At 73.3% G+C, this 20,604-nt stretch carries 18 protein-coding genes and 2 riboswitches; of the genes, 12 read left to right on the top strand and 6 right to left on the bottom strand.

Annotated elements, in window-relative coordinates:
- Window positions 1-48: 48 nt before the first annotated feature.
- From MWU57_RS04455 to MWU57_RS04435, 5 genes are all read left to right on the top strand, one after another.
- A complete protein-coding gene (locus tag MWU57_RS04455; protein ID WP_246907516.1) occupies window positions 49-1,005 on the top strand; it encodes a glycosyltransferase family 2 protein in 957 nt (318 codons plus the stop codon).
- Between the two features lie 98 nt (window positions 1,006-1,103).
- The gene (locus MWU57_RS04450) at window positions 1,104-2,624 is read left to right on the top strand and encodes an ATP-binding protein (RefSeq protein WP_246907514.1); all 1,521 of its coding nucleotides are present in this window, start codon (window positions 1,104-1,106) and stop codon (window positions 2,622-2,624) included.
- Complete coding sequence (locus MWU57_RS18325; RefSeq protein WP_246907512.1) at window positions 2,621-3,748, top strand: glycosyltransferase; 1,128 nt, start codon at window positions 2,621-2,623, stop codon at window positions 3,746-3,748. Before MWU57_RS04450 ends, MWU57_RS18325 begins: the two co-directional genes overlap by 4 nt.
- Complete coding sequence (locus MWU57_RS04440) at window positions 3,745-5,520, top strand: methyltransferase domain-containing protein (RefSeq protein WP_246907511.1); 1,776 nt, start codon at window positions 3,745-3,747, stop codon at window positions 5,518-5,520. The genes MWU57_RS18325 and MWU57_RS04440 overlap by 4 nt, the downstream gene beginning before the upstream one ends.
- Window positions 5,517-6,284, top strand: a complete 768-nt coding sequence (locus tag MWU57_RS04435; RefSeq protein ID WP_246907509.1) for a bifunctional 2-polyprenyl-6-hydroxyphenol methylase/3-demethylubiquinol 3-O-methyltransferase UbiG — start codon at window positions 5,517-5,519, stop codon at window positions 6,282-6,284. Before MWU57_RS04440 ends, MWU57_RS04435 begins: the two co-directional genes overlap by 4 nt.
- Before the next feature lie 114 nt (window positions 6,285-6,398).
- Here MWU57_RS04435 and MWU57_RS04430 read toward each other — a convergent pair whose 3' ends face one another.
- Genes MWU57_RS04430 through MWU57_RS04420 form a run of 3 tightly spaced genes read right to left on the bottom strand, consistent with a single transcriptional unit; the run spans window position 6,399 to window position 10,530 of the window.
- A complete protein-coding gene (locus tag MWU57_RS04430; protein ID WP_246907507.1) occupies window positions 6,399-7,406 on the bottom strand; it encodes an LCP family protein in 1,008 nt (335 codons plus the stop codon).
- A complete protein-coding gene (locus MWU57_RS04425; RefSeq protein WP_246907505.1) occupies window positions 7,403-9,028 on the bottom strand; it encodes a glycosyltransferase in 1,626 nt (541 codons plus the stop codon). Before MWU57_RS04425 ends, MWU57_RS04430 begins: the two co-directional genes overlap by 4 nt.
- Window positions 9,025-10,530, bottom strand: coding sequence for a glycosyltransferase family 4 protein (locus MWU57_RS04420; RefSeq protein ID WP_246907503.1), 1,506 nt, complete (start codon window positions 10,528-10,530; stop codon window positions 9,025-9,027). Before MWU57_RS04420 ends, MWU57_RS04425 begins: the two co-directional genes overlap by 4 nt.
- A 153-nt stretch (window positions 10,531-10,683) precedes the next feature.
- Here MWU57_RS04420 and MWU57_RS04415 point away from each other — a divergent pair, with 153 nt between their 5' ends.
- Window positions 10,684-11,784: an LCP family protein gene (locus tag MWU57_RS04415; RefSeq protein ID WP_243400821.1), complete on the top strand. Its 1,101-nt coding sequence runs from the start codon at window positions 10,684-10,686 to the stop codon at window positions 11,782-11,784.
- Between the two features lie 119 nt (window positions 11,785-11,903).
- Here the strand turns inward: MWU57_RS04415 and MWU57_RS04410 are convergent, their stop codons facing one another.
- The gene (locus MWU57_RS04410; RefSeq protein ID WP_246907501.1) at window positions 11,904-12,371 is read right to left on the bottom strand and encodes a hypothetical protein; all 468 of its coding nucleotides are present in this window, start codon (window positions 12,369-12,371) and stop codon (window positions 11,904-11,906) included.
- Window positions 12,372-12,478: 107 nt separating this feature from the next.
- On the opposite strand from MWU57_RS04410, the gene MWU57_RS04405 reads away from it, so the two are divergent.
- Entirely contained in the window at window positions 12,479-12,904 is a 426-nt protein-coding gene (locus MWU57_RS04405; RefSeq protein WP_246907499.1) for a MarR family winged helix-turn-helix transcriptional regulator, read from the top strand.
- A complete protein-coding gene (locus tag MWU57_RS04400) occupies window positions 12,901-14,196 on the top strand; it encodes an MFS transporter (protein ID WP_106265998.1) in 1,296 nt (431 codons plus the stop codon). The genes MWU57_RS04405 and MWU57_RS04400 overlap by 4 nt, the downstream gene beginning before the upstream one ends.
- A 59-nt stretch (window positions 14,197-14,255) precedes the next feature.
- Here MWU57_RS04400 and MWU57_RS04395 read toward each other — a convergent pair whose 3' ends face one another.
- Both MWU57_RS04395 and serC read right to left on the bottom strand, forming a co-directional pair.
- Complete coding sequence (locus MWU57_RS04395) at window positions 14,256-15,032, bottom strand: MHYT domain-containing protein (protein ID WP_246907496.1); 777 nt, start codon at window positions 15,030-15,032, stop codon at window positions 14,256-14,258.
- Window positions 15,033-15,143: 111 nt separating this feature from the next.
- A complete protein-coding gene (gene serC, locus MWU57_RS04390) occupies window positions 15,144-16,271 on the bottom strand; it encodes a phosphoserine transaminase (RefSeq protein WP_246907494.1) in 1,128 nt (375 codons plus the stop codon).
- 104 nt (window positions 16,272-16,375) lie between these two features.
- On the opposite strand from serC, the gene MWU57_RS04385 reads away from it, so the two are divergent.
- The 4 genes from MWU57_RS04385 to MWU57_RS04370 all read left to right on the top strand — a co-directional run bounded on the left by MWU57_RS04385 (window position 16,376) and on the right by MWU57_RS04370 (window position 20,575).
- A complete protein-coding gene (locus tag MWU57_RS04385) occupies window positions 16,376-17,074 on the top strand; it encodes a metal-dependent transcriptional regulator (RefSeq protein WP_106266432.1) in 699 nt (232 codons plus the stop codon).
- A 160-nt stretch (window positions 17,075-17,234) separates the two neighbouring features.
- Window positions 17,235-17,413, top strand: a riboswitch (cyclic di-AMP (ydaO/yuaA leader).
- A gap of 2 nt (window positions 17,414-17,415) precedes the next feature.
- Window positions 17,416-18,213, top strand: a complete 798-nt coding sequence (locus tag MWU57_RS04380; protein ID WP_246907492.1) for a C40 family peptidase — start codon at window positions 17,416-17,418, stop codon at window positions 18,211-18,213.
- 262 nt (window positions 18,214-18,475) lie between these two features.
- Window positions 18,476-18,665: riboswitch (cyclic di-AMP (ydaO/yuaA leader) on the top strand.
- Window positions 18,666-19,481 (top strand): C40 family peptidase, encoded by an 816-nt coding sequence (locus MWU57_RS04375; protein ID WP_246907490.1) that lies wholly within the window; start codon window positions 18,666-18,668, stop codon window positions 19,479-19,481.
- Between the two features lie 152 nt (window positions 19,482-19,633).
- On the top strand, window positions 19,634-20,575 hold the full coding sequence (locus tag MWU57_RS04370) for a universal stress protein (RefSeq protein ID WP_106267451.1): 942 nt from the start codon (window positions 19,634-19,636) through the stop codon (window positions 20,573-20,575).
- The last annotated feature ends 29 nt before the right edge of the window (window positions 20,576-20,604 follow it).

The following is a 20,604-nucleotide window of genomic DNA, read 5'->3' as shown; positions in this document are numbered from 1 at the left end:
CTCCGCGCCGACCGCCAGCGCCGCCGTCGTTCCCACCGAAGGGCCTCGATGAAGCTCGTCGTCCAGATCCCGTGCCTCGACGAGGCCACGACCCTGCCGCTCGTGCTGGCCACCATCCCGCGCGAGGTGCCCGGGTTCGACCAGGTCGAGGTCCTGGTGATCGACGACGGCTCCACGGACGGCACGGCGGAGGTCGCCCGGAACCTCGGCGTCGAGCACGTGATCCGCCACACCCGCACCATGGGGCTGGCGCGCTCGTTCCGGGACGGCGTCGACCACGCGCTCGCCCACGGCGCCGACGTGGTGGTCAACACCGACGGCGACAACCAGTACCCGTCCGAGCGCATCGCCGACCTCGTCGCGCCGATCGTCACCGGTGACGCCGACGTGGTGGTCGGGGACCGCCAGACCGCCACCATCGAGCACTTCTCCCCGTTCAAGAAGCGCATGCAGCGCGTCGGCAGCCGCGTGGTCAGCGCCGCCGCCAGAGCCCGGCTGCCCGACGCCGCGAGCGGGTTCCGCGCCTACTCGCGCCACGCGCTGCTGCGGCTCAACGTGGTCACCCAGTTCAGCTACACGATGGAGACCATCATCCAGGCGGGCAACAAGGGCCTGCGCATCGTCTCCGTGCCGGTGACCACCAACCCCAAGACGCGCGAGTCGCGGCTGTTCCGCAACATCTGGCAGCACATGGGGCGCTCGGCGCGCGCCATCGTGCGCAGCTGGATCATGTTCCGCCCGCACCTGGTGTTCCTCACGCTCGCAGGGCTGTTCTTCCTGGCCTCCGCGATCCCCGCCGTGCGGTTCCTCGTGTTCTTCGCGCAGGGCGAGGGCGAGGGGCACGTGCAGTCGCTGGTGTTCGCCGGCGCGATGCTCGTCGGCACGCTGCTCTGCCTGGCCCTGCTGGTCCTCGCGGACCTGCTGCGCACCAACCGCACGCTGCTCGAGGACTCGCTCGAGCGGCTCAAGACGTTGCAGTACGGGCGGGGCGATGACGGCCGCTGAGACAGCATCATCGTTGGCGCCACAACGACGAAGTTAACGACTATGCTAATGAAGATGTTGATGACGATGTTGACGATGATGCGGGTCAGGTCGGTGTCGTGACCGGCGATGAGCTCGAGGGCATCGTCGCGCGACTTCGCGCCGTCGGTGACGACACCGCCGACGTCGAGGCGAAGGCTGCGCGCACCGCACTGCCGAAGAGCGTTCGGGAGACGGTGTCGGCCTTCCAGAACGCCCACGGTGGGGTGCTCGTCCTGGGCCTGGACGAGAAGAGCGGTTTCGAGGCGACCGGGGTCGACGAACCAGCAAAGATCTGCGCCGATCTCGCCTCGCTGTGTGCGCAGGAGATGGAACCCCCGGTCCGCCCCCTCGTCGCGACCCACACGTTCGAGGGCCAGCAGCTCGTCGTCGCCGAGATCCCGGAGCTGGACGCCGCACAGCGCCCGTCGTACTACAAGGGCGCGGGGATGAATCGAGGGAGCTTCGTCCGGGTGAGCGACGGTGATCAGCACCTGACGAGCTACGAGGTCCAGCTGATGCTGGCCGCGCGCGGCCAACCGGTCGACGATGAGCAGCCGGTCGTGTCGGCCGATCTCGACGACCTGGATCCCGAGCTCGTCGGGGCGTACGTCGCAAGGATCCGCCGGGACCGACCGCGCATCTTCGGTGACACGAGCGACGAGACCGTCCTGCGACGAACGGGTGTGGTCGGCCCGACGGAGACCGGGCTCCGTCCCACGCTCGCTGGACTGCTCGCGCTGGGGACCTACCCGCAGCAGCACTTCCCCCAGCTCTCCCTCACCTTCGTCCGGTATCCCTCGGTGGACGGCCCGGGTGCCGACGGCATCCGGTTCCTGGACAACGCCCACGTCGAAGGGCCGGTCCCGTTGATGGTGCGCGACGTTCTGGCGGCGATCCGTTCCAACATGGCGCGGCGGGCAGTCGTCACCGGGGCCGGCCGGACCGATGTGTGGGAGTACCCGGAGATCGCGCTTCGCGAGGCGATCACGAACGCGCTTGCCCACCGTGACCTCTCACCCGCCAGCCGGGGGACCCAGGTGCAGGTCGAGATGTACCCCGACCGGATCGTCGTCCGGAATCCCGGTGGTCTGTTCGGCCCGGTCGGGCTCGACCGTCTTGGCGGGGACGATCTCGTGTCCTCGGCACGGAACGCGCGACTGATGAAGATCCTCGAAGACGTGGAGATGCCTGGCCTCGGCACGGTGTGCGAGAACCGAGGGTCCGGCATCCGTGACATGCGCACCGCCCTGCGGAACGCCGGGATGCGCCCTCCGGAGCTGACCGACCGGATCTCCACCTTCACCGTGACGCTCGGCAGCCTCATGGATCAACCAGCAAGACATTCGCTGCCCTCACGTGCTCCGCGCCAGCGCGCCGACAGAAGTGCCGAGATCCTGCGTGCCATCGGTACCGAACAGCTGTCTCGAGCCCAGATCACGGAGCGCACCGGGCTGTCGTCGGGGATCGTGACCCGCTGGCTTCGCCGACTCCGGGAGGCGGGGGACGTCGAGGCCGTGGGAGGCGGTCCTCGCAGTCCGAACATCACCTACCGCCGGGTGCGTGCCGGCCAGTCGTCTGACGGGGGGCGGAGCGAGTGATCGTCGCGTTCGGCACCTACGACGCCGCCCGCCACCCGCGCGCCGGGATCCTCGTCGCCGGGCTGCGCGCCCACAGGCACACCGTGGCTGAGCTCAACCACCCCCTGGGGTTCAGCACCGCCGAACGGGTCCGCATGCTCCGCCAGCCGTGGCGCCTGCCGCTCCTGCTCCTGCGGCTGCTCGCCTGCTGGGCGCTGCTCGTGCGCGACGACGTCGCCCACCGCCGCGCCCACGGCGCCCCCGACGCGCTGCTGGTCGGCTACCTCGGCCACTTCGACGTGGTCCTGGCCCGCCTGCTGCACCCGCGCACCACCGTGGTGCTCGACCATCTCGTCTTCGCGGCCGACACCGCCACCGACCGCGGCACCACCGGCCTGCGCGTGACCCTGCTGCGGGGCCTGGACCGGCTCGCCCTCGCGTGCGCCGACGTCGTCGTCCTCGACACCGACGAGCACCGCGCCATGCTGCCCGACCCGAGCCGCGGCGTCGTCGTCCCCGTCGGCGCCCCGGACGCCTGGTTCCGCGCCGCACGCCCCGTGCCCGACGGCGGCAGCCCGGCCGGGCAGGGCGCCTTACGCGTCGTGTTCTACGGCCTCTTCACGCCGCTGCAGGGCGCCACGGTGATGGCCGAGGCGCTCGCCGACGCCCTGCCCCGCGCCGCCGCGACCGGCCGGGAGATCGAGGCCACCCTCGTGGGGCACGGCCAGGACCACGCCGCCGCGCGCGCCCTGCTCGACGGCGTCCCCGGCGCGCGCTGGCTCGACTGGGTGGAACCCGACGCGCTGCCCGCCCTCGTGGCCGGCCACGACGTCTGCCTCGGCATCTTCTCCGACACCCCCAAAGGCCTGCGCGTGGTGCCCAACAAGGTCTTCCAGGGACTCGCCGCCGGCTGCGTCGTCGTCACCTCCGATACTGCCCCGCAACGCCGGCAGCTCGGCGAGCACCTCGAGCTCGTGCCGCCCGCCGACCCGGCCGCGCTCGCGGACCGCCTCCTGGCGCTCACCGACCGCGACCGGCTCGCCGCCGCCCGGGCCCGAGCGGCCGCCGCGCGCGACGCCGTCCGGCCGGGCGCCGTCGTCGGCCCCCTGGACGCGGCGCTCGCCGCCCGCGGGGTGCGGCCGTGAGTACCGCCCGGCTGCTCGCGGTGCTGCGCTCACGCTGGGTGCGGTGGGGGTTCCTCGTCCTGGCGCTCGGCCTGGCGGTCTACGCCGTGGTCGCCGTGCGCGCCGACCTGGTGGACGCCGCCCGCGCGCTGTCCGCGGCGCGCCTGGGCGCGGCGCTCGTGCTCTCGGTGCTGTTCGTGGGCGCCACGCTGCTGTCCTGGCGGGCCGTGCTCGCCGACCTCGGCTCGCGGCTCGGCGCGCGCTCCGCCGTCTCCGTGTTCGGCATCAGCCAGCTCGGCAAGTACGTGCCCGGCGGGGTGTGGAACATCGTCGCCGCCGCCGAGGTCGGTGCCGACCACGGGGTGCCGCGCCGCCGCACGATGACCGCCACCGCCGTCGCGACCGGCGTCGGGGTGGTCTCCGGGGCGGTGGTCGGCGTCGTCGCGCTGCCCTTCCTCGCCGCCGACGCCCTCGGGCCGTGGGCCTGGACCCTCTGGCTGCTGCCCGCCGTCGTCGTCCTGCTGCTGCCGCCCGTGCTCAACCGGCTGCTCGGCGTCGCCCTGCGGCTCGCCCGCCGCGCACCCCTCGACCGACCGCTCTCGTGGACCGGCCTCGGGGCCGCCGCCGCGTGGGCCGTGCTCGGCTGGGTGCTCGCCGGCGTGCAGGTGTGGCTGCTCGCCACCGGGCTCGGCATGGCGACGGGCGTGCGCACGCTCGCCCTCGCCGTCGGCGGCTACGCGTTGGCCTGGATGGTCGGGTTCCTGCTCGTGGTGGTCCCCGCCGGCGCCGGCGCGCGCGAGCTCGTCCTCCTCGCGGTCATGGCCGGCACCGTCCCGCACGCCGAGCTGCTCCTCGTCGTCCTCGTCAGCCGCGTCCTGGTGACCCTCGCCGACCTCGCGTTCGCCGGTGCCGGGGCCCTCGTGCGGCGCGCACCCTTCCCGCCGCTCGCCCCGCGCGGGCGGCTGCGCTGGGACGTCGTGCGCCGGGCGCTGCCGCGGCGGCGGGCGACCGTGCTCGAGGTCGGCTGCGGCCGGGGCGCCGTCGGTGCCCGCATCGCCGAGCGGCACGACTACACCGCCGTCGAGCTCGACGAGACCACCTGGGCCCTGGCGGTCGAGTGCCTGCGCGAGGCCGCCCCCCGGGCCCGCGTGCTGCACGGGGACACCACCGTGCTCGACGCGGACGACCGGTTCGACGTCGTGTGCGCGTTCGAGGTGATCGAGCACGTCGACGACGACGCCGCGGCGCTCGCCGCGTGGGTCGCCCGGGTGCGGCCCGGCGGCACGCTGCTGCTGTCCACGCCGGCCTGGCCGGATCGGTTCGGACCCTGGGACGTCCTCGCCGGGCACTACCGCCGCTACGAGCCGGAGCGGTTGCACGAGCTCCTGGTCGACGCCGGGCTCACCGACGTCGAGGTGCGCCTCTACGACGCCCCGATCGGCTACCTGCTGGAGGCCGTGCGCAACCGGATGGCGCGCCGTCGGGCGGGGGAGCGCGCCACCGTGGACCTGGCCGGGCAGACTGCGGGCAGCGGCCGGGTCCTGCAGCCCACCTCGTGGGCCGTGGGTGCTCTGGTCGCGGCGGTGGTCTGGCCGTTCTGCCTGCTGCAGCGGGCCTTTCCCCGCCACGGGACGGGCATCGTGGCCCACGGCCGCCGGCCCCCCGGGCCGCCGCAGCCCGGGGCACTGCCCCCCGGGGCGCCGAGTGTTGAGGTTCGGCCCGGAATGGCTCGTCAAAACGGTCAGAATCTCGATGCTCGGCACCCGCACCACGGACACTCGGAGGAAGCGTGACGACGACCGCCCCACCCCTGACCCTGTTCGGCTCCCTGCGCTGGGACGTCGTCCGGCGTAAGTTCCCGCCCGCGCCCCGCCGCGTCCTCGAGGTCGGCTGCGGGCAGGGCGCCGTGGGCGTCCGGCTCGCGGCCGCCGGGCACGACTACACCGGCGTGGAGCTCGACGGCGCCAGCGCGGACGTCGCCGCCGCACGGCTGACCGCCGCCGGCCTGCCGGGCCGGGTCGTGCACGGATCGGTCGACGAGCTGGACCGCTCCGCGGCCGGGCCGGGCTCCTCGGATGGCGGGTACGACGTCGTGTGCGCGTTCGAGGTGCTCGAACACCTCGAGGACGACGCCGGCGCGCTCGCCTCCTGGGTCGAGCTGCTGCGCCCGGGCGGCCTGGTGCTCGTCTCGACCCCCGCGTGGCAGGCGCGCTACGGCCCCATGGACGCCGCCGTCGGCCACCACCGCCGCTACGAGCCCGCCCAGATGCGCGCGCTGCTCGCCGGGGCCGGGCTCGCCGACGTCGGCGGGCGGCTCTACGGCGCGCCGCTCGGCTACGCGCTCGAGGCCGTGCGCAACCAGGTGGCCCGCCGCCGGCTGGACGACCGGACGACGACGGCGGAGCGCACCGCGCGCTCGGGGCGGCTGTTCCAGCCGTCGTCGGCGCTCCAGGGCGTGGCGACCGTGGCGGCGACGTGGCCGTTCCGCGTGGTCCAGCGGGCGCTGCCGCAGCGCGGACCGGCGCTCGTCGCGTGGGGTACCCGCCCCGCCGCCTGACCCTCTCCTGAGCGTTGTGGGTGCACGAGGGCACAGGCATAAACGCCCATATAGGGCATTTCGAGTGCCAACGTGCACCCACAACGCTTCGTGGGGGACGACGGGCGGGAGCGCTCAGGGCGCGTAGTCGGTGCCGTACTCCTCGACGTAGTCGTCCATCGTGTCCGTGCGCAGCGCCTCGCCGAGGTCCGCCGTCTGCGCCTCGTCCACCAGGTTCACCGACGCGCCGCCCACGGTGCCGAACCCGGTGATCGGCGACATGAGGCTCACCACGTCGTCCCGCTCGAGCTCGGAGGCCATCGGCGCCAGGTCCACGAAGTCCTCCACGGCCAGGTCGCCGGTGACCTTGACGTTGTTGAACAGCAGCGCGATCAGCTCGGCGACGAACGCCGGGTCGTCGCTGCGCTCCGCGATGCGGTCCATCATCCCGACCACCGCGGCGCGCTGCCGCTCGGTGCGGTCCAGGTCGCCCAGGGGCAGCCGCTTGCGCTCGCGCACGTAGATGAGCCCGTCGGTGTTCTCCAGCGTGACGCGGCCCTCGGGGAAGTCCACGACCCGCCCGGTGGAGTTCACCGTCACCGTCGAGTGGTGCTTGTTGTCCACCTCGAACCCCTCGAGGGCCCGCGTGAGGTTGATGAACCCGTTGAAGTTCGTCTGCATCGTGTAGTCGATCTCGAGGCCGCCCACCAGCTCCGAGACCGTGTCGACCAGGGTCTGGGTCCCTCCGCGTGAGAACGCCGAGTTGATCTTGCCCGCACCCAGCCCCGGGATCGGGACGTGCATGTCCCGCGTGAACGAGACCAGGTAGAGCTGCTCCCGGTCCGCCGGCACGTGCGCCAGCATGATGATGTCCGCGTTGCCGCCCATCGAGGAGGCGTCGCGCGAGTCCGTGCCGATGAGCAGCATGTTGCGGGCGCCCTCGCCGAGCGGGTCCTCGGCCTCGGGTGACGGCGACGGGGACGGCGCGGCCGACTTCTCCGCCGGCTCCACCGCCTCCGTCGTGGTCTGCGTCGACGCGGCCTCGGGGGCAGGGTCGGCGCTCGGCGAGCAGGCGCCGAGCGCCAGCGCGGCCGCGGCCAGGAGTGCAGCGACGCGCGCCCCGCGGGGTCGGGTCCGGGTCATCGTCGATCCTTCCGGTTCTCGTCGGTCAGGGGCGCGCCGGTCGCCGCCGCGTAGGCGTCGTCGTAACGTGCCACGAGCTGCGACCAGGTCCGCTCGGCCGCCACGTCCCGGCCGGCCGCGACGAGGGCCTTCTGCCGGGCGGCGTCGCCCAGCAGGCCGCCGACGGCGTCGACCCAGGCCACCTGGTCGTCCGCCGGCACGAGCAGCGCCGCCGGGGCGCCGCCGTCGAGCGGGGAGCACACCTCGCGCAGCGCGGGCAGGTCGCTCGCCACCACCGGCCGGCCCGTGGCCATCGCCTCGACCGGCTTCAGGGGCGTCACCAGCCCGGTGACCCGGTCCGGGCGGCGGGGCACCAGCACGACGTCGAGCGCCGCGAGGTAGGTGCGGGCCACGTCGCGGGGCACCCGGCCGGGCAGGTGCACGTGCTCGGCGATCCCCAGCTCGGCGGCGAGCCGCAGCAGCCCGGGCCGGGCGACGCCGTCGCCGACCACCAGCGCCGAGACGTCCGTACCGCCGTCGCGCAGGGTGGCGACCGTGCGCAGGATCGTGTCGAGACCCTCGTACCCGACCAGCGAGCTGACGGTGCCGACCACCTGGGGCGCCGTGCGCAGGCCCAGCGCGGCGCGGGCCTCGGCGGGTGTCGGTGCCGTGGCGTCGAGCAGCGCGGAGTCGACGGCGTTGGGCACCACGGTGATGCGTTCGGCGGGCACGCCGCGCCCGACGAGCTCGTCGCGCATCGTCGCGCTGAGCGTCACCACGTGGTCGGCCGCCAGGGCGAGCTCCGTCTCCTTGGCGCGCACCAGCGCGTACCGCTCCGAGCGCGTCGCGGCCTCGCGCGCCGCGGCGGTGGCGTGCGAGGCCGCCCACGTCTCCTCGGGCAGGCCCCGCACCTCGTAGACCCAGGGCAGCCCGGCGCGCTCGGCGGCGGCCCGGGCGGCCGCGCCCGTGGTCCACGGGGTCGTGGCGTGCACGACGTCGGGACGGTGCCGCTCCAGCTCGGCCGCCAGCAGCGCGGTGCCGTCCTCGGCCCGCCGGGCGTGGTCCGCAGGCAGCGAGCGGGGGACCAGCCGCGCGTACCCCACGCCGTCGACGACGTCGGTGCGGCGCGCCCCCAGCGCGCCGATCGTCAGGGGATAGCCCACCCGGGTGGTCGCCGTGACGCGGTGGCCCGCCGCCCGCTGCGCGGTGAGGATCGCGTGCGAGCGCAGCGTGTACCCGCTCTGGGTGTGCGGCAGGGAGTTGGTCAGGTGGTGGTGCACCGCGACGGGCGCGCTCGGCGCGGAGCGGTCCGGGCTCGTGGGCTCGTCCGTGCCCGTGGGCTCCAGCGTGGCGACCTGCCCCAGCAGGGCCGCCCGCACGCGGCGGCCCGTGCGCCCCCGGGGCGCGGCATCGCGCACCGTCGTCACGTCGCCGGCCGCCCAGGCCGCCCGCAGGCGTCCCGCCGCACCGCCGGCGCCGTCCCCGACCAGGCGCTCCACCCCGGGGACGACGACGGCGCTCACCCGGGCGGGCAGCCGGCGCGACGCCTGCAGCACCAGCCACGCCGGGTCGGTGGCCAGGGCGTGGACCACGTAGGAGGCGGTGAACCGGACGTTGTGCGCGAGCTCGGACACCCGCGTCACGCGACCGACTCCCCGGACGGGCGCACGGCGCCGATCGAGGGCGCGGCCCGTTCGGGCGGCTCGGGCACCGCCTTGATCTCGCACGTGGGACAACCCGTGCCGTCCGCCGCGGCGGCCAGGTGCCCGGCGCTCGCGGCGTGCTGCTCGGGCTCCATCAGGTGGTCGACGAGCTGGACGTACCGCCGGCCCAGCTCGTCGTCGTCGGCGTTCGCCGCGACCCACGCCGCCGCAGCGGGCGACACCTCGGGGAGGGCGCCGTCGCGCACCCAGCCGCTCCAGACGTCCGCGAGCATCGCGGCGTCGCCCGGCAGCACCACCGTGCCGGCGCCGGTCGAGGCGACGATCTCCGCGGCCTCGCCCGCGACGCAGGCCGTGACGAGGCGGCCGGAGGCCATCACCTCGTACAGCTTGGACGGGACGGTCCACTCCAGCGGCTGCCAGTCACGCAGCGACACCAGAACGGTGTCCGCCCACCGGTACAGGGCGTGGACCTCCTCGGCAGGTACCGGTCCTCCGAACGTGACCGGTGCGTCGAGGTCCGCGGCCAGCCGCTGCAGGGACTCCACCTCCGCGCCGGGCCCCACGATCCGCACGTCGACCGCGCGGCCGCGGCGACGCATCTCGGCCGCGGCCCGCACCACGGTCCCGAGGTCCTGCGCGCGGCCCACCGTCCCGGCGTACGCCACGCGGAGCGGGCGGTCCTGCAGGAGGAGGGGGCCGCCGTCGGGCCCGGGGCCTGTCGGGTCCGCGGGGCTCGCCGGGTCTGTCGGGTCCGCGGGGCTCGTGGGGGCCGCCGGGCCGGAGGACGCCAGGTCGGCCGCGTCCGGTGTGTACGAGGTGCCGTTGCGCACCACCGCGACGTCGTCGACGCCGCGGCCCTGGAGCACCTCGGCGAACGTCTCGGTGGTGGTCACCACCGAGTCGGCGCGTGCCTGCAGCCGGCTGACGGCGCGGTGCACGAACGTGCGGGCGAGGCCCAGGACCCGGGCCTTCGTCGTCCGGCCCGCGCGGAAGAGTCCGGCCGGCTCGATGAGGTCGGGCCAGGCGTCGCGCATCTCGACGACGAACTTGGCCCGCGTCGCCCGTGCCAGCACCCACGCGGCGAACATGGACGGGATGCCGGGCACGGTGCCCACCACGACGTCGGGCCGCAGGCTCGGGTGGCGGAAGATGCGCAGGCCCAGGCAGATCGAGCTCCACGCCACGACCGCCTGGTCGAGCGACCGGGACCGCAGTCGCGAGGAGTGCTCGCGGAACGTGGTCCGCACGATCCGCTCGCCGTGGCGGCCGCGGCTCAGGCGCCCGGGCTGGTACTCCGCACGGTCCTCGAAGAGCCGGCCCGCCGGATAGTGCGGGGGCGGGGCGAGCACCGAGACGTCCACGCCGGCGTCGATCAGCCGGGGCGTCAGGGCGTCCCACCGGCGCTGGGGGGCACCGCGCTCGGGGTAGTAGTGGTGGGTGACCAGCAGCAACCGTCGTCGCGCGGCCGACGTCGTGCGCATGTCCCGTGCCCCCCGAGTGGATCGTGGGCGCGCCGTCCGGCAAGCCGCCGGCGGGCGCGCTCCCATAGATGTTAGGGGCAATCGGCACCAGCTCGGCACATCTCCTTCGCATCGGAACGAGAATCAGCAGGTCCGAGCACCTAGGATTCCCCCGTGACTCCTCCCTCTTCGTCCGGCCCGCTCGTGCCCGGGATGCCCGACGAGCCCCCGCCGCGCCGTCACGCCCGCGGCACCCGCCGCCTGAGCAACACCGCCCGCGCGCTCGTCGTCGTGGTGACGCTGGTGGCGGTCCTGGCCGGTGCGGCCTTCGGGGGGATCTGGTGGTTCCAGCAGCGGCTGGACGCGAACGTCGAGAAGCTGGGCGACCCCTTCGCCGAGCTCACGGACCGCCCCGAGCCGGCGCCGTCGGAGGAGGGCACCGAGCTCACCGACATCAACTTCCTCGTGCTCGGGTCGGACTCGCGCGGGTCGGCCGACGGCCTCGCCAGCCTGACCGAGTCCGGTCAGCGGCCCGACGCCATCATGCTCGTCCACCTGCCGGCCGACCGGTCGTCCGCCGTGGTGGTCTCGATCCCGCGTGACTCGTGGGTGGAGATCCCCGGGCACGGCCACGCCAAGATCAACGCCGCCTACGCCTACGGCGGGCCGAGCCTCATGATCGACACGGTCGAGAAGCTCACCGACGTGCGCATCCACCACTTCGTGGTGACCGGGTTCGAGCAGTTCGTCGGGCTGACGGACGCCCTGGAGGGCGTGCAGATCACCGTGCCGGAGGACATCGGCGACGGTGACGACGTGTTCTTCGAGGCCGGCAAGCACATGATGAGCGGCGAGGAGGCGCTGTCGTACACCCGCCAGCGCTACGGGCTGTCCAACGGCGACTTCGGGCGGGTGCAGCGCCAGCAGAACTGGATGCGCGCCATCCTGGGCAAGATCAACAACAACCGCCGCGACCCGGTGATGATGACCCGGTTCTTCGACGAGGTGAGCCACTCCGTCGCCACCGACGACGCCCTGTCGATCACGCGGATGCGGGAGATCTTCGACGAGGCGCGGGAGATCTCCACGAACGACGTGGTGTTCATGACCGCGCCGTACGAGGGCACCGGCCGCTCCGCCGACGGGCAGTCGATCGTGGTGCTGGACGAGGAGCCCTTCGGCAAGCTGACGAAGGCGATCTCGAAGGGCGAGGCGCAGGAGTTCCTGGCGAAGCACGGCGAGGAGCTGGAGCTCCTCCCCGCGACGGTGAAGTAGCGCCGGCGGCTGCGGCCGCGCGAAATGTTGTGGGCGCGATTTCTGGTCCGTTCTGTCCGCTATGGCGGATTTTCGGACCCAGAAATCGCGCCCACAACGCGTGAGCGGGGTGGTGCGGGTCAGGCGGCCGTGTCGAGGGCGACCTGGCCGTCGGTGAAGGTCATCCCCGTGACGACCGTGCCGGGGTGGCGGGCGGCCAGCAGCCGCTGCACGTCCAGCGCGATGCGGGCGTCGGGACGGATCTCCACCGAGCCGGCCGGGAGCCCCTTGGACTCCAGGACGGACTCGATCCGGTTCTTCGCCAGACCGAGCATCTTGTGGGCGGGCAGCCCGCCGGCCGACGCGTCGACGCTCAGGACGGCGACGCCGCCGTCGAACTGCTCGACGCGGAGCTTGGAGCGGACGGCCGGGACGAGCTTCGTCGCCAGCTTGAGCGGACCGGGGAGGCCCTTGACGGAGCGGGCGTCGGCGACGACGTCGAGGACGTCCCCCTGGCCGCCGACGTCGGTGACGAAGCGGGGCAGCGTCGAGCCGCCGAGGAGTCCGAGGGTGTTCAGGGTGTCTGCGAGTGTGAGTTCGGTGCGCACGGCGCACACAGTAGTAGGCCCCGGCCGAGGTCAGACACCCCTTCCGGCCTCTGGCCGTGGTGGATCTCACAGAACATGTCGCCAGGTAATGACCTAGGGTAAGGACAGTGATCGATGATCCCGCCCGGCTCAGCAGCGACCTCCGCGTCGCCCTCACCCGAGCTGCCCGCCGTCTGCGCACGCAGCGCGGAGAGGCCGACCTGCCCGAGGGGCAGTTCGGCGTCCTCGCCGTCCTCGACCGGCACGGCGAGATGAGCCCCGGCGCCCTGGCCGAGCACGAGCGCGTCCGGCCGCCCGCCATGACCCGGGCCGTCACGGCGCTCGCCGAACTCGGCCTCGTCGCCAAGATCGACCACCCCACCGACAAGCGCCAGGTCGTGGTCCGCCTGACCGACGCCGGACGCCACGAGATCGCCGAGACGCGCCGTCGCCGGGACGCCTGGCTCACCTGCCGGCTGGAAGAGCTCGACGCCGACGAGCGCGCCACCCTCGCCGCCGCCACCGAGATCCTCGTGCGGGTGGCGGCCGGATGAGCGCGACCTTCTCCTCCCTGCGCTACCCCAACTACCGCCTCTGGTTCGGTGCCGCCCTGGTCGCCAACGTCGGCACCTGGATGCAGCGCGTCGCCCAGGACTGGTTGGTCCTCACCGACCTCACCGACGACTCCGGCGTCGCCCTCGGCATCACCACCGCCTTGCAGTTCCTGCCGATGCTGCTGCTCGGGCCGTGGGCGGGCCTGCTCGCCGACCGGTTGCCCCGCCGTCGGCTCCTGATGGTCACCCAGGGCGCGATGGGCGTGCTCGCGCTCGGCCTCGGAGTGCTCGTCCTGTCCGGGCACGCCCAGCTCTGGCAGGTGTACGCGTTCGCGCTCGGGCTCGGCGTCGTCACCGCGTTCGACAACCCCGTGCGGCAGACCTTCGTCGCCGAGCTGGTGCCGCCCGAGCGGCTCGCCAACGCCGTCGGGCTGAACTCCGCCTCCTTCAACGCGGCCCGGCTCGTGGGGCCGGGCGTGGCCGGGCTGCTGATCGCTGCCGTCGGGTCCGGCTGGGTGTTCGTCATCAACGGGCTCACCTTCGCCGCCACGATCGCCGCCGTCGCGCTCATGCGACCGGAGGCGACCTGGGCCCGCGAGCCCGCCCCGCGCGGCAAGGGCCAGATCCGGGAGGGCCTGCGCTACGTGCGCGGGCGCAGCGACATCGTGGTGATCATGGTGGTGATGGCCGTCGTGTCCACGTTCGGTCTCAACTTCCAGCTCACCTCGGCCATGATGGCGCGCGTCGAGTTCGAGCGCGGCGCCGGTGAGTTCGGGCTGCTCGGCTCCGTGCTGGCGATCGGGTCGCTGACGGGTGCGTTGCTGGCGGCCCGGCGCGACCGCCCGCGCGTGCGGCTCGTCATCGGTGCGGCGTTCGCGTTCGCCGTCGCGACGGCGGTGATGGCCCTCATGCCGACGTTCCCGTCGTTCGTGGTGGCCTGCATCCCCGTCGGGCTCGCGTCGCTGACCATGATGACGGCGGCCAACTCCACCATCCAGACCTCGACGGACCCGGCGATGCGCGGGCGCGTCATGTCGCTCTACATGATGGTGTTCCTCGGCGCGACGCCGATCGGGTCGCCGATCGTCGGATGGGTCGGCGAGGTGTTCGGGCCCCGCTGGTCGATCCTCATCGGGTCGATCGCCACGCTCGTCGTCGCGCTCGGCGCCACGGTGTGGGCCGTGCGCAACTGGCGGCTCAGGGTGCGCTACCGGCTGCTGCGCCGACCGCACCTCGAGGTCGTGTACCTCGATGCGCCCGCCGCGGACCAGGAGCACGCCCGCGCCGCCTGAGCCGGCGTCGGCCCCCCGGTGCCGGGGGGCCGGGGGGCGTGGTGCCGGGTGGTCGCCGGTCAGCCCTGGGGGAGCGGCAGGCGCTCGGCAAGCTCCTGGCGCTCGCGCATCTCGTCCTCCGTGGGCCACATGAGGACCACGAAGATCAGTGCGACCGTCGTGAGGAAGACCCCCGCGATGAGCGGCCCGAGCAGCTCCATCGCCGAGGTGCCCCCGGGCGCCTCGCCCATCGGGCCCGTCATGTGCATGGCGGCCATACCCGTGTAGTGCATGCCGGCCACCGCCGCGGCCATCACCAGCGCGGCCGCGGTCGCCAGGAGCCAGCCCTTGACGTTGACGCACAGCCACAGCGCAGCCGTGCCGGCGACGACGGCGATCACGAGCGAGACCCCGACCAGCAGCGTGTCGTAGTGGGTCTCGCCGCTCATCACCATCGCCGCCATGCCCATGTAGTGCATGCTCGCGACGCCGAGGCCGACGATCAGGCCGCCGCCGAGGAGGAAGACGAGCCGGTCGCCGAGGAACCCGACGACGAACAGGCCGACCGCCACGACCAGCATCGCCAGCAGGGCGGACACGATGGTCAACGGCACGTCGTACTTGATCGGCATGCCGTCCACGGTGAAACCGAGCATGGCGATGAAGTGCATGACCCAGACGCCGGTGCCGCCGATCGACACGGCCCCGATGGCGAGCCAGATGCTCTTCGCGACGGCGCCCGTGGCGGCGCGCGCCCGGGATGTGGCCGACAGCCCCGTCAGGCAGCCGATGAAGGAGGCGATGTAGCCCGCCAACGGCGTGAGCATCCCGTACGTGAAGTGGTCCATCTCCGGCATGGCAGCCCCTTTGCTCTGACAGGCGTCGGTTTTGTGACGTTTGTCCGGGGAGGCTAGCAGGGAGCGGGTGAAATCGTAGCAGCGAGCGGGTGAAAAATCGGCGGTCCTGCGTCAGTCGAGGGTGTTGACCAGGTAATCTACGCACGCCGTGAGAGCGGCCACGTCCGCGGGCTCGACCGCGGGGAACATCCCGACCCGGATCTGGTTGCGTCCGAGCTTGCGGTAGGGGAACACGTCGAGCACCCCGTTCTCCCGCAGGTGGCCGACGACGGCGCTCGCGTCGATCGCGGGGTCCAGGTCGATCGTCCCCACCACGGTGGACCGTTCCGCCGGGTCCGCGACGAACGGCGTCGCCCACTCGCGCGACTCCGCCCAGCCGTAGAGGGTCGCCGCCGACTCCGCGCAGCGCCCGCTCGACCACTCCAGCCCGCCCTGCCCGAGGATCCACTCCACCTGGTCGGCGAGCATCACCAGCGTGCCGATCGCCGGGGTGTTCAGCGTCTGGTCCTGCCGCGAGTTCTCCAGCGCCGTCGTCAACGACAGGAACTCCGGCACCCACCGGTCGCCCCCGGAGGACTCCACCTCCGCGGCGCGCTCGAGCGCGGCCGGGCTGCACAGCGCGAGCCACAGGCCGCCGTCGGCCCCGAAGACCTTCTGCGGGCCGAAGTAGTAGACGTCCGTCTCGCGGACGTCGACGGGCAGGGCGCCCGCGCCCGACGTCGCGTCCGTCAGGAGGAGCTGGTCGCGGCCCGCAGGCCGGCGCACCGGCGCCATCGCCCCCGTGGACGTCTCGTTGTGCGGCGTGGCATAGACGTCCACGGCGTCCGACGGCGAGAGGTGCGCGACGCTCCCGGGTGCGGCCTCGACGACCTCCGGGTCCGCCAGGAACGGTGCGCGACGTGTCGCCGCGGCGAACTTCGCCCCGAACTCGCCGAACGTCGCGTGTTGGGCCCGCTCGCGGACGAGAGACGCCGTCGCGACCTCCCAGAACGCCGTCGAACCACCGTTGCCGAGCACCACCTCGTATCCGTCGGGGAGGTCGAAGAGGTCGGCGAGCCCCGTGCGCACGCGCCGGACCACGTCCTTGACACCCGCCTGGCGGTGCGAGGTGCCCAGCAGCGGGCGGGTCGGGTCCCCGGCCGTCCCGAGGGCCATGACCTGCGCGGTGCGGACCTTCGAGGGGCCGGAGCCGAACCGGCCGTCCGACGGCAGCAGCGACGAGGGGATCTGCAGGGTCATGGGGGCTCCGTGGCTCGCGTGGTGTGTCCGGCCGCACGGGGGCGGAGGTCGGATCGGTGACGTGTGCGAATAGACTAGGCCCGGGCCTCAAGACGGGAGTGGACGTGACCGACCTGATCGACACCACCGAGATGTACCTGAAGACGATCTACGAGCTGGGCGAGGAGGGCATCACGCCGCTCCGCGCGCGGATCGCGGAACGCCTCGGGCACTCGGGACCGACGGTCTCGCAGACCATCGCGCGGATGGAGCGCGACGGGCTCGTGGTCGTCACGGGCGACCGTCACCTCGAGCTCACCGACGACGGCCGGTCGAAGGCGACGCGGGTCATGCGCAAGCACCGGCTGGCCGAGCGGCTGCTCACCGACGTCATCAAGCTGGACTGGGAGCACGTCCACAACGAGGCGTGCCGCTGGGAGCACGTGATGAGCGATCTCGTCGAGAGGCGCCTCGTCACGCTCCTCGACCACCCGCACCACGACCCCTACGGCAACCCGATCCCCGGGCTGTCGGAGCTGGGCGAGCAGTACGAGGACGTGCCGTTCCTCGAGGGTGTGCAGTCCCTGCCGGCGTTCCTGCGCGGTGGCTCCGAGGAGGTGGCGATCGTGCTGCAGCGCATCGCCGAGCCCGTCCAGGTCGACGACGAGTTCCTCGCCCGGCTGGCCAAGGTCGGGATCGTCCCCGGCGCGCGGATCGAGGCGCGGTCGCTGGGCGACTACTACGCCGTGCAGGCGTCGGGTGCCGACGAGGGGCTCGAGCTGCCCGAGGACCTGGCCAAGCACCTGTTCGTCGCGGCGCGCTGAGCGCCTCGCGGGCGCTCAGCGGGGGCCGCGCCAGCCTTCCGGCGGGGCGCTCCCGGGCGGCGCGCGCGATGCCGTGATCGGAACGTGACATCCCTCGCCGGTTCGGGTACGGTCGGACACGCTCGCGGGAGATTCCTCCGGTGAGTACCGGGACGGACGCCTAACCCTGCCGCCGCCTCGGTTTCCACGGATGACCGCCGGCAGGAGCGGGGGACCCACTTTCGGGCACCGACACGGTGTCCTTGGGGTGAAGTCGCCCAGGACGAGAGTCCTGGGGGGCCGGGTGATTTCTCCCACCCGAACCCGACAGCTGACCTCGTAGGCGACAGGAGAGGTTGAACGTGACTGCTCGCACCACGCGTGCCAAGCACCGTGCCGCACGCCGTCCCATGCTGGCCGCGCCGTCCGCGGCTGCCGGCCGCCGGGCCGCCGTCGTGGCCACCGCTGGTGGTCTGCTCGTGTCGACCATCGGTGGCGCCACCGCTGCCCAGGCTGCCCCGGTCGACCACGACGCGGCCAACAAGCTCAGCACCGTCGACCTCGGCGCGCTGACCGACCAGGCGCGCACGGCGCTCGAGGCGGCCCCCGTGGTCACCGTCGACGCCGACGCCAAGATCACCGTCGAGAAGGTCACGGCCAAGATCGCCGAGGCGGCCGAGATCAAGGCGGCCCCCGAGCCCGAGCCGGAGCCCGTCCGCGAGGTCGCGCCGTCCCGTTCGGGCGAGCGCACCGCCGTCGACACCAGCACCAGCAGCGAGACGTCGTCCTCCTCGTCCTCGTCCACGTCGGCCGCCCCGGCCTCGGCCAACGGCTCGACGATCATCTCGATCGCCTCCCGCTACGTGGGCGTCCCGTACGTCTCCGGTGGGACCTCGCCGTCCGGCTTCGACTGCTCGGGCTTCACGCAGTACGTGTTCGCGCAGGCCGGCGTCTCGCTGCCGCGCAGCTCGTCGGACCAGCGCTACTCGGGCACCGTCGTCTCGCGGTCCGCCGCGCAGCCGGGCGACCTCATCTGGTCCCCGGGCCACATCGCCATCTACGCCGGCGGCAACACGCAGATCGACGCCCCGCGTCCGGGCAAGACGATCCAGTTCCGCAGCATCTGGCAGTCGAACCCCACGTTCATCCGCGTGGGCTGACGCCCCGTCGTACCGATCGAGGCCCCGTCGCGCAGTGCGCGGCGGGGCCTCGTCGCGTCCCGGGGCCCGCAGGGGTCGCTCGGCGCGGCGACACCGTTCCGACGAGGAGTCGTCCGGGCGGTGAGATCGAGGGCCTCAGCGGGGCGCCCAGAGGCCCCGGGAGGGGTAAGGGGGCACGTGTCGCACGTCGCCGTGACCTAAACGTGACATGCCCGCCGGGATCCGCTACGGTTTCCCCGTCCGGTAGAGCACTCTTCCGGACCCTGACCGGACGCCGAGTCCTGCCACCGGTCAGGGAACCAAGACCGCCGGCAGGAGCGGGGGACCCACTTCCGGGCATCGACACGGTGTCCTTGGGGTGAAGTCGCACAGGGCGCAAGCGCTGTGCGGCCGGGTGATTTCTCCCACCCGAACCCGACAGCTGACCTCGTAGGCGACAGGAGAGGGAACACGTGAACGCAACAACCAGGGCGCGCGGCAAGCACCGTGCCGCACGTCGTCCGATGCTGGCCGCGCCGTCCGCGGCTGCCGGCCGTCGGGCAGCCGTCATGGCCACCGCCGGTGGCCTGCTGGTCTCGACCATCGGTGGCGCCACCGCAGCGCACGCCGCGCCGGTCGACCACGACGCCGCCAAGAAGCTCAGCACCGTCGACCTCGGCGCGCTGACGGACCAGGCGCGGACGGCCCTCGAGTCGGCCCCGGTGGTCACCGTGGACGCCGAGGCCACGATGACCGTCGAGAAGGTCACCCCCAAGATCGCCAAGGCGGCCGAGATCAAGGCGGCGCCGGAGCCCGAGCCGGAGCCCGTCCGCGAGGTGGCCCCGTCGCGCTCCGCAGAGCGCACCGCGATCGACTCCAGCTCCAGCTCCAGCTCCGAGACGACCTCCGAGGCGCCGGCGGCTCCCGCCGCGGACAGCTCGCGCGGAGCGCAGGTCGCCTCGATCGCGGCCCGCTACATCGGCGTCAAGTACGTGGTCGGTGGCGCCTCGCCGTCGGGCTTCGACTGCTCCGGCCTCGTCACCTACGCGTACGCGCAGGTCGGGGTGACGTCGCTGCCGCGTTCGTCCAGCGAGATGTACGGCTCCTCGGCCACCACGGTGGTCTCGGCGGCCGAGGCACAGCCCGGTGACCTCATCTGGTCGCCCGGCCACATCTCGATCTACATCGGCAACGGCCAGCAGATCGAGGCCACGCGGCCCGGCGGCTGGGTCGTGCGCCAGTCCGCCATCTGGCAGTCCAGCCCCACCTTCCTCCGGGTCACCGGCTGAGGTTTCCGGCTGCAGCACCACCGACGCCCCGACGTTCCTCGTGAACGTCGGGGCGTCGTGCTTCCCTTTGCTACACCTTGCGGGCGTCTTTCGTTACCCTTGAACCAAGGTGGTTCCGGACGGTGAGGTCCGGACGTGACGGGAGGCGCGACATGACACGTCCAGAGGTCGTCCTGGTGGGCGTCGACGGCTCGACCGCGAGCCTGCACGCCCTGGACTGGGCCGCGACGTACGCCCAGCGGGTCGGGTGGGGGCTGCACATCGTGTGCAGCTACTCGTTGCCCTCCTTCACGGCGGCGTCGCTCGACGGTGGTTATGCGGCGCTCGACGACACCGCCATCGCCGAGGGAGCCAAGGCGGTGCTCGCGGAGGCTGAGGCGCGGGTCGCCCCGCTGGGCATCCCGGTCCAGGGGACGGTCGCCACGGGGGACGCGGCCGGCGTCCTCGTCGACATGTCCTCCGAGCACTCGCTCGCCGTGGTGGGTACCCGCGGCCGGGGCGGTTTCACCGAGCGGTTGCTCGGGACCGTGTCCTCGGCCCTCCCGGCGCACGCGCACTGCCCGACGGTCGTGGTCCCGCACCGTGCCGGCGCGGACGACCCGCAGCGTCGCGACGGTGACACGGTGCACGAGGTGAGTCGGATCGTCGTCGGTGTCGACGGTTCGCCGACGTCCGAGGTCGCCCTGCGGCACGCCGTCGGGCAGGCGGAGTCGTGGGACGCCGAGCTGGTCGCGGTCGCCGGCGTGCCGCTCGGCTCCGGTGCCGGGGTGCTCGCCTGGCTGCCGTCCCAGATCGATCACGAGCAGGTGCTGGCCGACGTCGAGGCCGGGCTGGACGTCATCGTCGACCGCATCCAGGCGGAGCACCCCGGCGTCAAGATCAAGCGCCACGTGCTGGACGGGTCGGGAGCCGAGCTGCTCACCGAGTTCTCCGCGGCGGCCGACCTCGTCGTGGTGGGCTCCCGCGGCCGTGGCGGCTTCCGCGGTCTGCTTCTCGGCTCGACCAGCCAGGCGGTGCTGCACCACTCGCAGTGCCCTGTGCTCGTGGTGACCCGCCGGTGCGACGAGGAGATGCAGGCCGACCCCGCCGCCTGACCCCCGGTGCGGTGTTGTGGGCGCGATTT

The sequence above is a fragment of the Isoptericola sp. S6320L genome, assembly GCF_023015685.1.
Taxonomy (GTDB): domain Bacteria; phylum Actinomycetota; class Actinomycetes; order Actinomycetales; family Cellulomonadaceae; genus Isoptericola; species Isoptericola halotolerans_A.
The sequence above is the reverse complement of the archived record's forward strand: the minus strand, read 5'-3'. Positions and strand labels throughout refer to the sequence as shown.